11 protein-coding genes and 2 other annotated features are annotated in these 14962 nt (G+C 46.6%); of the genes, 1 reads left to right on the forward strand and 10 read right to left on the reverse strand.

Annotation, left to right across the window (positions count from 1 at the left end; genetic code table 11):
• Positions 1-22 precede the first annotated feature (22 nt).
• The 8 genes from FFM80_RS04350 to FFM80_RS04385 form a co-directional block, all read right to left on the reverse strand.
• On the reverse strand, positions 23-865 hold the full coding sequence (locus FFM80_RS04350; protein WP_137639675.1) for a DUF72 domain-containing protein: 843 nt from the start codon (positions 863-865) through the stop codon (positions 23-25).
• Positions 862-1563 (reverse strand): NAD-dependent protein deacylase, encoded by a 702-nt coding sequence (locus FFM80_RS04355; RefSeq protein WP_137639676.1) that lies wholly within the window; start codon positions 1561-1563, stop codon positions 862-864. The genes FFM80_RS04350 and FFM80_RS04355 overlap by 4 nt, the downstream gene beginning before the upstream one ends.
• Before the next feature lie 151 nt (positions 1564-1714).
• Complete coding sequence (locus FFM80_RS04360) at positions 1715-2674, reverse strand: IpaB/EvcA family protein (RefSeq protein ID WP_137639677.1); 960 nt, start codon at positions 2672-2674, stop codon at positions 1715-1717.
• 1 nt (position 2675) lies between these two features.
• On the reverse strand, positions 2676-3944 hold the full coding sequence (locus FFM80_RS04365) for a hydroxymethylglutaryl-CoA reductase, degradative (RefSeq protein ID WP_137639678.1): 1269 nt from the start codon (positions 3942-3944) through the stop codon (positions 2676-2678).
• 4 nt (positions 3945-3948) lie between these two features.
• Entirely contained in the window at positions 3949-4890 is a 942-nt protein-coding gene (locus FFM80_RS04370; protein ID WP_137639679.1) for a Ppx/GppA family phosphatase, read from the reverse strand.
• A gap of 523 nt (positions 4891-5413) precedes the next feature.
• The gene (locus FFM80_RS04375) at positions 5414-6409 is read right to left on the reverse strand and encodes a tRNA dihydrouridine synthase (RefSeq protein ID WP_137639680.1); all 996 of its coding nucleotides are present in this window, start codon (positions 6407-6409) and stop codon (positions 5414-5416) included.
• 129 nt (positions 6410-6538) lie between these two features.
• Positions 6539-7558 carry a tryptophan--tRNA ligase gene (trpS, locus tag FFM80_RS04380; RefSeq protein ID WP_137639681.1) on the reverse strand — a complete coding sequence of 340 codons (1020 nt, stop codon included), beginning with the start codon at positions 7556-7558 and terminating at the stop codon, positions 6539-6541.
• Between the two features lie 55 nt (positions 7559-7613).
• Positions 7614-7807, reverse strand: a binding site (T-box leader).
• Between the two features lie 211 nt (positions 7808-8018).
• A complete protein-coding gene (locus tag FFM80_RS04385) occupies positions 8019-8795 on the reverse strand; it encodes a carbon-nitrogen family hydrolase (RefSeq protein ID WP_137639682.1) in 777 nt (258 codons plus the stop codon).
• A 169-nt stretch (positions 8796-8964) separates the two neighbouring features.
• Between FFM80_RS04385 and helD the strand changes: the two genes are divergently transcribed.
• The gene (gene helD, locus FFM80_RS04390) at positions 8965-11274 is read left to right on the forward strand and encodes an RNA polymerase recycling motor HelD (protein WP_137633776.1); all 2310 of its coding nucleotides are present in this window, start codon (positions 8965-8967) and stop codon (positions 11272-11274) included.
• A 448-nt stretch (positions 11275-11722) separates the two neighbouring features.
• On the opposite strand, the gene FFM80_RS04395 is transcribed toward helD, so the two are convergent.
• Together FFM80_RS04395 and brnQ are read right to left on the reverse strand one after the other, a co-directional pair.
• Entirely contained in the window at positions 11723-12898 is a 1176-nt protein-coding gene (locus FFM80_RS04395; RefSeq protein ID WP_137639683.1) for a cation:proton antiporter, read from the reverse strand.
• A 42-nt stretch (positions 12899-12940) separates the two neighbouring features.
• On the reverse strand, positions 12941-14317 hold the full coding sequence (gene brnQ / locus FFM80_RS04400) for a branched-chain amino acid transport system II carrier protein (protein ID WP_137639684.1): 1377 nt from the start codon (positions 14315-14317) through the stop codon (positions 12941-12943).
• A 156-nt stretch (positions 14318-14473) separates the two neighbouring features.
• Positions 14474-14785 (reverse strand) — a binding site (T-box leader).
• Positions 14786-14962: the final 177 nt, after the last annotated feature.

The following is a 14962-nucleotide window of genomic DNA, read 5'->3' on the forward strand; positions in this document are numbered from 1 at the left end:
CTGTTCTTTAAGTGTTCTTTTATCAGAACAAGTCCAACTGTTGTGGTCCTAGATCACCAAATGAGATGCCTAACTGTTCTTTTAAAGCCAACGCATTATCCGCAGCATCGCCGCCCGAATTATTGTTGAAGATCACACAAACTTCATCTGTCTGGGGTTGCAAGTCTTCGACCATCGTCTTAAAGGCCGCCAACTCAGTGTCATTATAGCGATACAACGTGCGTTGACCGCGCCAATCTTTTCCTTTAGCTGACCAGCCTTGCTGATTACGACCATGCAGCCGCATGATTGCCAATTTCGGACTCGTCACGACTGGCTCTAATGAGACCCCATCATTCATGGCGTGCGGTTCATCCACAATCACATGAATCAGCCCTAAGTCCTTCAAAAAGTCAAAGACTGAATCCTTAACGCCGGCTTCATACCAACTCTGATTCCGAAACTCGACCGCAATCGGTACCCCTGGCAGCCATTGCACCATCCGCTGTAGATAATGGAAATTCCGCGTTGAGCGTTCGAAAAACGGTGGAAATTGAAATAACACCGCTTTAAGCTGTCCATGCTGAATTAACGGTTTCAACATCGCTCGATATTCACGGTAAGCCGTCTTCAAAGCGTCCATCGAAAGACCGTCTTCATAAGTATCATGCAGCGTCATCGTCTGATTGGCTTTTAAAATAAATTGGAACTTGGCCGGAACTTCTTTTTGCCATTTAGCCACGGTACTGACCTTCGGAATCCCGTAAAACGGGGTATCGACTTCAACAACTGGTAGGACCCCTGAGTATTCCGTCAATGTTAAGTTATCCGTTCCGCCCAGTAAGCTCGGATGCTCCGTCCAAGTTGTTAATCCTAGTGTAATCATGTTAGCGTCAGTCCTTCAAAAAATTTGACCGCATTGGTTTGAACCATCTCAAAATCGAATGGTAATTGTAACGGTTCTTCATTAATCGCCATCACTTGCGCACCAGTCGCGCGGTAATCAATCAATCCAGCAAAGGGGTAAACCCGAAATGAGGTCCCACAAATCACGACCAGATCGGCTTGCCGCAACAACGCCAACGCGCGGTCAACATTTTGCTGATTAATCCCTTCATCATATAAGACCACATTGGGCCGTAAATAACCGTGATCCGTCGTATGATAAGGCGACTTTAAATAGTCCGCCCAGGGCACTGGTTGACCACACTGAGTACAGTAGACCTGGTACAAGTTGCCATGAAATTCGACTAAATTTTTAGTTTCAGCCACTTGGTATAAATTATCAATATTTTGCGTAATCACTCCAGCCTGCCCGCGTTGCGTCAACGCTGCCATCTTTTCATGAATGACGTTAGGCTTAGCTTCTGGATGATACAAATTTTCCTTTAGATAATGGTAAAAGCCAATGGGATCAGACTCGAGATAAGCATGACTCAGATAATATTCGGCATTGTGATGGCCGGTGTACAAGCCATTTTTAGATCGATAATCCGGAATTCCTGACGGTGTCGAGACCCCGGCACCCGTCATGAAGACAATGTGCTTGGCCGCTAGTACCGTTTGTTGGGCTTGAGTTGTCATGATTTGAGAACCTCCTTTGCGTTAGTTTGCTGAAACGTGTTCGCTCGGACTGAAGGCTCCGCTTGCTACGCTAGTCAGCCATACCGGAAGTTCACCGGTATCACTGACTAGCTAGGCAATGCTCACCTTCAACCCGTCCTCGCTCACACTCTTATCTAGTCGTAAACGGTACATGCAACCGGGCAAACAAATCTTTAACCTGCATGCCATACAATTCCTTAAAGAAGTCATCACTTTGCTTTTCAGCTGGTGCTGGTATGACAAACGCATTTTGCCGGTCACCTTTATTTAACCCGATAAAGGCCCGCGTGTGCTGTTCCGTTTCAATCATTTCTGAATGATAAATATCGAACAATTGGCGCACTTCTAGTCGTTGTTGCCGGTCACTAAGCACGCTTTGCATGGTGACGAATTCACTACCATGTAACAATGGCAAGTCCCAGTCCAACATCTGGTCATCGAAAGCTTTGAATAGTTTAACCACCGTCCGCCGCATGGCAAATGGCGTTTCAACCGGCTTAGTGGTAATGACTGCATACAACTTCTTAGCTGCGGCCCATGACTTTGGAAAGTCCGCTTCAACCTTGGCTAAGCGTTGATCACCTAAGTCACCATTAAAGAAGACCAATAAGTCCGTTAACGTTAATAACCGTAACGTCATCATCGCATCGTCTTGATTAGGATCTTCGGGATCAATCGTGGCATAAACGCCTTTGAAGTATAAGTCTTCAATCTCACTATCGATTAAGTCATGTTCCCGTTGGTTTTGGACAATTAAGACATGGGCAACGGCATCATAAAGTTCAGTCGCAATCGCCATCAACTGTTCATCTAGTTGGGCATTGTTCGTCGTTAAGTTAAACGTCATCTGTGGGAAGCCTTGCAACAACAGTAAGAGATGCATGACTTCATGCGATGCCGTATAGTTCGGTGCCGTGATATCGCTGACATGGACTTCAATATTCCCATCTTGCATCAATTGTGCAGCTTGGTCATGACGCACATACCCGGCTTTTTGATCACCGAACGTGACCGTCACATTACCTGGAAAAATGGAGTTTGTCGCACTTAATAAGTCTTTTACTTGTTGTGATACTTTTAATTCAGTCATCTTAATTTTCATCCTTTGTTTGCCGATAAGTGGCAATGAGTTGTTGAGTCGTCGCTAGATCTTGTTGCGGCGCTTGTTCGAGACGCTGGAGAATAATAGGCAATTCACTGGGGGTCGCCCCGGCGGCTAACGCTAATGATTTCAATTGCAAATGCATATGACCTTGTTGAATTCCAGTGGTCACTAATGCCCGTAGAGCCGCCAAGTTCTGGGCCAATCCCACGGCCGCCATCGTCTTTGCCAAATCTCCTGCGGTTGTAATCCCTAATAATCGCTGATTAAGTTGGGCGAGTTCATTGATCTTAATCGAGCCCCCAACCACGCCGACTGGTAACGGCATGGTCAATGTACCACTTAAGATCCGGCCATCGGTAGTCCAAGTACTCATGCCGCGATATTGACCATCCTTAGCGGCATAGGCATGCGCGCCGCTTTCAATCGCCCGCCAATCATTTCCAGTCGCGATGGCGACGGCGTCAATACCATTCATAATCCCTTTATTGTGGGTTGCTGCCCGATAAGGATCAATCTGAGCAACCGTGCTAGCTGAGGCAATCTTTTGGGCCACTAAATCACCCGCATAACGGCCGGCTTGTAACAACGAAACTGGCAGTTCACAAGTCGCCGTCACCAGACTAGCCGTGGCAAAGTTGGATAAGATGCTCATCAACGCATTCGTCTTCGTCAAGACACCAATTGATTTGGCGACCGCCTCCAACATTGTATTCAGCATGTTTGCACCCATCGCAGCCTGCACGTCCACGAACAGATCAATCGATAAGTAACCTTGCCCTAGTTGCCGCACCCGCAGCTGACGCGCCCCACCACCACGCTTTTTCAAGCTTGGATGAGCCTCGTCAGCGACCTTTAGTAAGCCTGGTGCATGTGCTTTGATCAAGTCCGCCGTTTGTTCCGGATCCTGCAAGTGTTCTAACACGATTTGACCAATCATCTCACGTTGGTTTAGCGCCGTCTTAAAGCCACCAGCCCGTTTGATGATTTTGGCGCCATTACTGGCTGCCGCAATCACGGACGGTTCTTCGGTGACCATCGGGACGATTCGTGGTTGCTCATCAATCACAAAGTTCACCGCGACACCCATGGGTAATGGATAATCGGTTAAATAATTTTCAATAATCTCATGATGTTGCGGCAAATAGTATTTTTTGAATAACGCCGCTTCTGTTGACGATAAGTGGGCATTCTCGGCCACAATCGCGGTCCGTTCCGCCCAGCTCTTTTGATAAAAATGGCGAAAATCAGCCGTCATATAATCATTCCTTATCTTTAGGTTCCGTTTTCTGATTTAAATGTTCCGAGATAATCCCTTCACGCACGCCGCTTTCAGAGAAGATGACCCGATCACTGTCAAGCATTTGTAACAAGGTCACTAGTGGCAACATCCCGCCAACAATAATATCAGCCCGGTCATATTCCATCCCTGAAATATCCTGGCGGCCGAGTCGCGACCGCGTCAAGAAATCAAGGAATGTGTGATAGACCGTTTCTGTCTTTAAGCGGTAGCCATGAATGTCTTCAACCTTCAGCTTTTGTTGACGCCGGCGATTGATGCGCGCTAACGTCCGATTGGCGCCGCCGAGTAAAATAATCGGAAAATGCATCGCTTCGGTCAGCCACCAAATATCTGCTAGGCGATTGCGCAAAAACATCTGGGCCCGAAATAAATTGGCGGCCGGCACCACGTCATCAAGTTCAAATTGTTCCGATAATGTGACCGCGCCAAACGGCACACTAATCAGTTGCTTGGCCTGACCACCCTTAACCAGAATCAATTCGCAACTAGCACCGCCAGTATCGAGAATCAAGCAATCATTGACGACTAGCGAATTGGCCACACCTAAGTAATCGTAATAGGCCTCATCATCACCAGATAAGACTTTGAGATCCAAACCAACTTCCTTTTTGACCCGCATCAAAAATGTTGCCTGATTCTGCGCCATTCGCACCGCGGCAGTGGTAATCCCAATCACATCAGTATTGGGCATCCGTGAATAGATCCGCTTAAAATGTTGCAACGCTTTGATGGTGCGATCAATGGCGGTAGCACTTAACACGTGCTGTGCGCCCATGCCTTCTGATAACCGGGTATCCTCTTTGATCCGCTTAATCTCATCCGCCGTTCCATTCGGATGCAGTCGATTAACAGCCATCCGCGCCGAATTCGATCCCAGGTCCACAATTGCTAAATTCTTCATAACACCACGCTCGCTTTTCATTTTAAGTCACTCGGTTATTTTAGCTTAAGGCGATCCTATCATTCAAAAGTCGCGCCTTAAAACCAAACATTCTGTTGTATTTATTTTACCATTAAATTCCCAGCGTGTGATGGTCAACGGTCGCGTCTCATCAGACCGGTTAGTCCATCAAAAAAACCCAACACACCACTTGTATGCTGGACCTTTTGATAACTGTTTTACTTGTCACTCTGGTTGGGACAGAATCGGCTGGAACGTGGTGGCCACGTTTATGAGCCACAGTTCGGTCTCATAAGCCGGGCTTTGACTAAGCCGGAAACAACACCGGCCAAGTCAAACGACACCACTGAGCCAATTCTGTCCCGCCCGGCGTTGATTAACGAAAATTGGCAAATTAGGAATGAGGCAGTTCAAACCATTAGATTAACTGAACTACCAGTTTCTAAATTGCCCAGTCGTATCGTTACCATAACGTTCTAGCGTTTTAAGAACCAACCATTAAGTAACACCAAATACAATCCGCCTAGTTAGCTAACGGCGACTCATCCAAAATCTTGCGAACTTCTGCGGTGGACTTGGCATCCATCATCGCATTGCGTAATTCAGTCGCGCCTAACTCTGGGCGCGCATAGATCTTGAAGAAGCGTTTTAATGATGGAAAACGCGGCACATCGTAGCGTTGGCTAAAGTCATCGAACAAATCTAATTGGTAACGCAACAGATCCAATAATTCTGCCAATGAATGTGGTTGGGGCTGTTGCTCAAACGCAAACGGACTCGCGAAGACGCCACGGCCAATCATAATGCCATCTAATCCAGGATGCGCTTTGGCTAAAGCCACTCCAGCCTGATAGTTCTTAATGTCCCCATTAATTTGCAATAACGTCTCCGGTGCAATCGCATCGCGCATCTTAATCAACTCATCGATCACTTCAAAGTGGGCCGGAACCTTGCTCATTTCTTGTTTCGTCCGCAAATGAACAGTCAACACCGCCACGTGCTGTTCCAGCAACGTCGGAATCCAAGTCTGCATCTCATCGAGTTTACTGTAGCCTAAACGGGTTTTCGCACTGACGGCCAACCCCGATGACTTAGCAGCCGCAATCACATCAACCGCCCATTGCGGATTACGAATCAAATCGCTGCCACCGTGATTCTTAATGACCGTACCATCGGGACACCCCATGTTAATATCAATCGCCTGATAACCTTGCGCTTTAACCGCTACCGCGGCACTAGCAAAATCTGCCGGGTCGTTGCCCCATAGTTGAACCACCGGCATTTGAGATTCAGCTGGCGCCACGTATAACCGACCATGTACCGGGAATTTCGTCTTGGGATTCGTAATACCTTTAGCGTACACAAATTCCGTAAAAAATACATCGGGGGCGGCGGCCCGACTGATGACTTGCCGAAAGACGGTGTTACTAACGGCTTCCATCGGGGCCATCGTGAAAAATGGCCGCTGTTCAGCGCGAGCCTTAGCTGCAATTTGTTGCCAATATCCTGATTCTGTCACGTTTCAGATGCTCCTCTAGCTAATTAATTATGGGATTAAGTTTAGCATTAATCGCCGTCACTTGCAGAGTTGCGTCTCAATAAAAAAATTGCCGTCCTTTTTTCAAGTGACGACAATTTTTATTAAACCTTATTTTTCAAAATAATTAATCCCAATGGCCGCTTGCATTTCACGCCAAGTTTGGTCCGCAACCACGTTGGCTTTGGCAGTCCCATCCTTTAAAATCTGCATCACTTGGGCAGGATCAGCTTCATAGATGGCGCGACGTTCGCGGATCGGCCGTAAGACCCCATCCAATACTTCGATCAAGTAACGTTTGATCTTCACATCACCTAAGCCACCATGTTGATACTGAGCCTTTAAGTCGGCAATCTTGGCTTTATCTTCACCGAAGATATCTAAGTAAGTGAAGACCACGTTGCCTTCAATCTTACCAGGATCTTCAACGTGGATATGATCAGGATCGGTGTACATTGACATGACTTTCTTTTGCACCGTATCGGCATCGTCAGCCAAGTAAATCGCATTGCCCAACGACTTACTCATCTTAGCATTACCATCTAACCCGGGAATTCGGCCTAACCCTTTCGGTGGGAAATAGCCTTCTGGTTCAACTAAAACATCTCGTTGATACGTCCGGTTAAAGCTCCGCACGATTTCACGCGTTTGTTCCAACATTGGTTCTTGGTCATCACCAACGGGGACCGTAGTGGCTTTAAAGGCAGTGATATCGGCAGCTTGGCTCACTGGGTAAACAAAGAAACCAGCAGGAACACTTTCACCAAACGCCTTTTGTTTGATTTCCGTTTTAACAGTTGGGTTCCGGTTCAAGCGGGCTACCGTCACCAAGTTTAAGAATTGGTTCATCATATCCGTTAACGCCGGAATTTGTGATTGCACTAAAATGGTTGATTTTTCAGGATCAATCCCGACAGCCAAATAATCCATTGCCACTTGTAATAAACTCTTACGAATCTTTTCTGGATCATGCGCGTTATCCGTCAACGCCTGGTTATCCGCAATCATAATGTATGAATCGTAATCACCGGTATTTTGTAACGCCACCCGATTACGTAATGACCCGACATAATGGCCAATGTGCAACCGGCCGGTGGGGCGATCTCCAGTTAATAATACTTTTTTCGTCATATTCATATCCTCCTATTATTCGATACAAAAAAATCCCAATCAACTATTACTAGTCAATTAGGACGCATTACCGTGGTACCACCTAAATTGCAGAAACTGTTTCTGCCACTCATTACGCCGATAAGGGTGGGTACCCGGTCTAAACTCCGAATCTCCAAAAAGCCAATTCGATTGTCCCTCCTAGCTTGCAGCAATTGCTAGGTCTCTGTTGGTTGGACGCCCTACTGTTCTTTTCTTCAACGATTATTTGATACTAGTGTAAGCGTTACGCGCGCTGGTGTCAAAGTTAGTTTTTCAAGTAATGATTTTTGCTGAAAGCTTCAAAAATCATTAGCATTGATCTAATCTTAATGGTTTTTTGTAAATCCGGTTATAATCATTAGCTTTATCATGCTTGGTGCTGGCCCAACCAGAGTGGTCACTTAATTCAATTAGTACCAAGCCTATTTTATTCTAAATGCTAATACAGCTCAGTCCGCCGATCTGCAAAGACTGGCATACTCCCCCGAACGGCCGCCACCTGCTGTAAATCTATTGTTACCGTCACCACAATTGGTTGATCCTGCGTTTCGGCCATCACTTGTCCCAGTGGATCAATCACTAATGACTGGCCACCAAAGTCATTGTCAGGATCACTGCCGACGCGATTAACTGCCACAACGTATGCCTGGTTTTCAATGGCCCGTGCTTGCAACAAAATCCGCCATTGCGGTAAACGAACGGTTGGCCACTCGGCTGAGACGAAGATCACTTGTGGCCCCTGAGCAGCTTGCTTGCGTAACCATTCGGGGAAACGGATGTCGTAACAAATGACACCCATTGCCGGCACCTCATCGAGTACAAATCGATTTTCGGTCTGGCCAGCCGTAATGTATTGATCTTCACGCATCAACCCGAAACGATGGACTTTATCGTAGCGGCTCAGCAATGCCCCTTGCCGATTAATGACTAACATTTCATTATAGTAGTGACCATTGCGGGCAACCGCCACGGACCCACCAACTAAATTAATATGGTATTGCCGTGCCAGGTCAGCTAGGAACGCTTGCGTCCGGGCACCATCACGATCTGCCAATTGATCAAGCGCCGTTAAAGCATAACCAGTATTCCACATTTCCGGCAAAACGACGACAGCCGCCTGCTGAACGGCAGCCTGTTTGACCGCAGCCGCAACGCGACGATAGTTTTCATCTGGATCACCGAACTTAATATCAATTTGTGCTAACGCTACTTGCATCTCGTCACCCATTCTTCATTAGAATTATTAAAATCATCTTAGAATAAAGTGGCATTAGTTGCAAGACCCAGCATTCATTAAAATGCAGGCGCTTTGATTGACAGCGCCCCTAAATCCGCCTAGAATTGTTCAAGCTATTTACACGAGAATTTAAAACGGGAGGCTGCCAATGACAACACCAGATCAAGAACAACAACAAGAACAGCGCCGAGTAGATACGGTCGTTAAACAGATCAAGGCTCGCGCTAAAGAGACCGACCGTTTGGTGGCTAAGGCCCACCATGATACCGACATTATTCAAAAAAACTATGGGGACAACAACTCCGTCAATACCTTTGAAGTTGATGACCGAATTGAAACCAACGCCGAACTGCAACAACAAAAGCAAATGGTTGAACGCGCCGTTGAATCCGAAGCCATCTTAAATCGACAAGTCGGTGTCTTAAAAGATTTGAGTAACTCACCTTATTTTGGGCGCATCGACATCCAAGATGACCCCGCAGATGATCCCGAACGCCTCTACATCGGAACCGCGTCGTTTGTCGATGAACATCAAAACTTCTTGGTTTATGACTGGCGCGCCCCGATTTCTTCCGTTTACTATAATGGGACGCTCGGCAAAGTCGCCTACCAAGCCCCCGCGGGTGAGCAAACGACCGAACTATTGAAGAAACGGCAATTCCAAATCGATCATGGTCAGATTAACAATATGTTCGATACTAACGAAACCGTTGGCGATGAGATTCTACAATCCGTTCTCGGAGAACAAAACGATGCCTATATGCAAAACATCGTGGCCACGATTCAAAAAGAACAAAATGATATCATTCGTGATACTTACAGTGATCTCTTAGTCGTCCAAGGAGTCGCGGGGTCTGGAAAGACCTCCGCGATCTTACAGCGGATCGCCTTTCTGTTATACCATTCACGTGCGTCACTCGAAGCTGACCAGATGGTCTTATTCTCACCTAACCGGTTATTCAGCCACTATATTTCGGAAGTTTTACCGAGTTTAGGGGAACGTAATATGCGCCAAGTAACACTAGCGGAATTCCTCAGTGCCCGGTTCCAAGGTCTGACTGTCCAAAGTCTCTTTGAACGCTACGAAAGTGACCAACAAGCCCCAGCGACCAGTGCGGCGATTCGTGACTTTCAAGAAGGGGCCGCCTTTATGGCCCAAGTTGACGCCTATTGTCACCAGTTACCGGCTGACAAGCTGCGGTTCACTAACATCGTCTTCAACGGCGATGTCTTCTTCACCCGCGCAGAAATCACGGCGATTGCCACTAGTTTACCCACTGCCATGCAACCAGCTGACCGGTTCTTAGCGATCAAGAACACGTTGATCAAACGACTTAAACACCGCATCGATCATGAAGCTCAAGCTGATTGGGTCAACGAACAGATCGACCAATTATCGGATGAAGCCTATCACGACTTACTTGGTGACAAACGCCGTGGCGCCTTTCAATCGTTGGATGATGAAGTCTTCTATATTGGTAAGCAAATCGTAACCAAGCGCTTGCGCCAAGTTTATGATGCCATTTATAATGGCTACTTTTTAGATACTTATGAACAGTACAATGACTTCTTAGCTCAAGTCGACTGTCCAGCCGCGGTTACCGAAACCGATTGGAACGCACGAATCAAAGCCTTCCGTGCCGGAATTGAATACCACCGGATTGACTTAATTGACTGCGCGCCGCTCTTATTATTACGCGATATTTTAACCGGTAGCGGACAAAATCGGCGCATGCAATACCTCTTCGTCGATGAGATGCAAGATTACTCGTTAGCGCAATTGCTTTACATTAAGCACGCCTTTCCACTTGCCAAGTTCACCCTACTAGGTGACAGTGAGCAAGCCCTATTCAAAGGAATCGAACAACCCAAACAGTTACTAGAACGTTTACGCGATGCCTTTCAGGTACGGCGGGCTAACTTAATTACGTTGAATAAGAGTTATCGATCGACCTTACAAATCACGAATTTCGCTAAAGCGCTCTTACCAGATGGCGACCAGATTCAAGCCTTTACACGAGAAGGCGCCTTACCGAAAGTGATGATTCGTTACGATGAAGACAGTGCCTTACAAGGTTTACTGACGGAAGTTCATCAGCAGCTTGAACACACCCACACGGTCGCTGTTTTGACACGGAATATGGCAGATAGCAAGAAAGTCTATCAATTCTTGAAACATCATACCGTGGCGACATTGATGGCTGATAGTGACCGGACGATGCCACAGGGCGTCATTGTCTTGCCGATCTACCTAGCGAAAGGCTTGGAATTTGATGCCGTCATTGCCTATGACATTTCCGCTCAAAACTACCCAGATGCCAATTCAGTCGGTCTGCTCTATACGATTGCGTCACGCGCAATGCACCACTTAACGCTACTCAGTGTGGGTGATGTCTCACCATTAATCGTGCATCTTGATCCCACGTTATTTACTATTGAACATCAAGTCCGCGTCTAATTACCGGATACTAAAAAACATCTTCAGCTAATTTGGCTGAAGATGTTTTTTGATAGGTCAAATTTTGATTGATATAAATTGCCACTCTGGTTGGCCTAGCATTGGCTGGAACGTGGTGGCCACGTTTTTGAGCCACAGAGCGGTCTCAAAAGTCGGGCTTTATCTAAGTCGGAAAACCACCGACTAAGATAAACGACACCACTGAGCCAATTCTAGTCCGCCCGGCGTTAAAAAGTCTTACTTTCAAGTTAGTCGTCAACCATATTAATCCGATCATTCAGCGTAGGGCGGGCTGGATGACGCTCAGTGGTGTCGTTTGACTTGAGCTGGGGGATTTTTCCCAGTTCTAGTCAAAGCCCGGCTTGAAAGACCGCTTCTCAGGCTTTCAAACGCGGCCACCACGTTCCAGCGTCAGTCCAGACCAACCGTAGCGGCAACCTAAACTAGTTTACGCCGATTTATCACTAACCACTAACTTTGGCGCCCGGTTAATGGCGTCTTTTAGGACAAATGGTGCAATGATGGTGACCAGAATAATGACTAAAATAACATCTGAATAATAATCGCCGGATAATAAATGCGCGGAGAATCCGATTTGGGCCGTAATCAATGCCATTTCACCACGGGAAATCATCCCCGCACCGACTAGATAGTTACTCGATCCGCTAAAACCGTTCAAGCGTGCACCTAAGCCGCAACCGACTAGTTTTGTTAGGACACCTAAGACTGTCATTACCGCAATGAATGGTAACGCGGCCCAGAACCCATCAAACGTCATATTCAACCCGACACTAGCGAAAAACAACGGAATAAACATCGTATAGCCAACCGGTTCCACACTGATATCGACTTGGTGCTGATAGTCAGTTTGAGCAACCGCGACCCCGGCGAAAAATGCGCCAATCGCACCACTCAGGCCGACTAAATCCGCAACCCAAGCCATTGCCAAACAAATGATAATCGCCATAATTGTCGGACTGGCTGCCATCAAAAGATGGTCACTCAGTTGCATCAAATACGGTGCAACCCATTTCACTAATAAGAAGACGCCCACAAAAAACGCGACTTGTTCCAACAAGACGATACCGATATTAGATTGCGTACCACTACCAGAGTCACCCATCATCGAAATCATCAAACTTAACAAAATAACCCCAATAATATCATCCGCGACGGCCGCACCGAGAATCGTCGCGCCCTCTTTAGTATCCAGTGCCTTGAACTCTTTTAACACTTCGACGGAAATAGAGACTGACGTGGCCGAAAAGATCACGCCGATAAACAGTGATTCAAACCACGTAAAGTGAAACAATCGACTTGTGACCCCCATAATCACGACTGGAAAAATCACACCAATGACGGCCACAATAATAGCTGGCCGCAAATACTTCTTTAGCAACGTCAGATTACTTTCCAAGCCACCAATAAACATCAGGACTATCACCCCGATGTCCGAAAACGTTTGGACGAGGGTATTGAGCTGGACCCAATTTAAAATCGCCGGTCCCAGCAAAACGCCCACCAAAATTTCCCCAATCACGGCCGGAATCCCGGCACGATGGGCAAAGTGTCCCGCTAAGGTCGTCGCAACTAATAATAAACACAAAGTTCCTAAAAAGCTCACTGCCATCCATCCTTTAAATATGTCGTAAGTTCATGATACACCTTAATCTTGATTCGTTTTGTAACTGCGCGCTGCCAAGGTCCGTTGAATCAGGTAGCCACCCAGGCCAATCGCTAATCCAATCAACGCTGGGACCACCCAGTCCATACCCAACTTCGCCATCGGTAAAGTTTTCGCATCCCAAGCTAATAAGTGTTGCGCCCAACCTTGTCGCGTCACGATTGCGGGAGCCGAACCCAGCGCATCGAATAATGCGGGTATCAGAGTAAACCCAGTCGTCCAACGATAGACACCCGTATTACGGTGAAATAACGGTGACAGAATCGATAAGACGATCAACGTAATCGCTAAAGGATACAAGAACATGAGCATTGGCGTTGACCAAGCGATAATCTGATCCAAACCAATATTGGCAATTAAGAACGAGGCGCCACAAGAAAGCCGGTTCCAAGTTCGATAGGAAATCTTTGGAAATTTCGCATGTAACGCTTCTGAAAATGACGATGCCAAGCCAACCGCCGTCGTTAAACAAGTTAACGTGGCCATAATCGCTAACATAATCTCCCCAGGAACGCCGAAGAACGCCTTGGCAATTTGTGAAAAGGCAATCCCGCCATCGACTGTCAACTTAAAGTGGGTTAACGATGTCGCGCCAAGCCAGATTAAGCCGAGATAGATCAGTGCCTCTAACGAAATACTCAGCAAACTAGATTTAGCAGCCGTTTTCGCAATCGCCGTTGGATTATGCTGTCCTAACCCACGAATAACCGTGACAACGGCAATCCCGAATAGTAAAGCAGCTAAGGCATCCATCGTGTTATACCCTTGTAAAAAGCCATTCAGAAAAGCATGTTGCTGATAAGCCGTCGTCGTAGCGGTCATTTTCGCAATACCTAAAGGATGCGTAAACGCCATCCCAAAGATAACCGCTAGTAGAATCAAAAAGGCCGGATTGAGCAGCTTGCCGATCATGTCCACAATGCCCGTTGGTTTCCGGGAAGCCCAATAGGTGATACTGAAGAAAATCAATGAATAAATGAACAAGTAAAGCGGGGCTTGACTGGTACTGACATGACTAGCAATGCCAATCTGAAACGGCGTTGTGGCCGTCCGTGGCGTAGCAAACAACGGGCCAAGGGTGGCGCAAGTTAGAATCATAAATGCTGTGGCGTAATGTTTGCCAATTGGCCGGGCAAGATCATAAATGCCAGTACTGCGGGTAATACTAATCGCAATAATGCCGAGTAACGGTAAGAGTGTCCCGGTCAATAAGAAGCCCCAACCAGCCGTTAACCAATGACTACCGGCCAATTGACCTAAATGAATCGGAAAGATAAGATTACCGGCACCAAAGAACATGCCGAACAACATTGAACCAATAATGAGATAATGTTTGAATGTTAATTTTTGATTGGACATAAGCAAAAACTCCTTGTGTGTTGACTTGAGTAACAACAGCTAATTCGTCATTGCTTGGCACTCGACTAAGACCACCATAACTTGTTGTTTGAAACATGCACTCGTCCTCCTTCATCATCAAACGAAAAAAGCGCCCTTTGAAAATCACTAGGATTTTCAAAGGGCGCTTGCGCGCGGTACCACCTTTGTTTGTGCTGGGCATTTGCGTGTCCGGCAGCTTTGATCGCGTACAGTAGGGGTTGAAAAGTGTTCGGCTCGACTGCTTCTTCCACTTACTTAGAAGCAACCCGTCGCACCTCACAGGCTACGATACGTTCACACGATAATGGGTGTCCCCAGCCGACACTTACTGACGCTCGCATCGGCAGTTCACAGGTTACTTTCATGACTGGCTCAAGACTGACTTCCACTACCCGTCAGCTCCCTAGACTTGATCCCAGTTACTACTTTCCTGATCATCACAATTGGTTTCTCATTTATTTTTAACATTTGCAATCATAAACTCATTTTAATGTTTTGTCAACATCTGGTGCTGAGTTCACTTTTAATATAAATTTGGCAGAATTCCCTTGCTTTCAAACAAGGGATGAATACCATTATGCTTTTCGCTGATTAGCAATATAGTTTTCTACGGTCGTCTTACTC

The sequence above is a fragment of the Lactiplantibacillus dongliensis genome, from assembly GCF_005405105.1.
Lineage (GTDB): Bacteria > Bacillota > Bacilli > Lactobacillales > Lactobacillaceae > Lactiplantibacillus > Lactiplantibacillus dongliensis.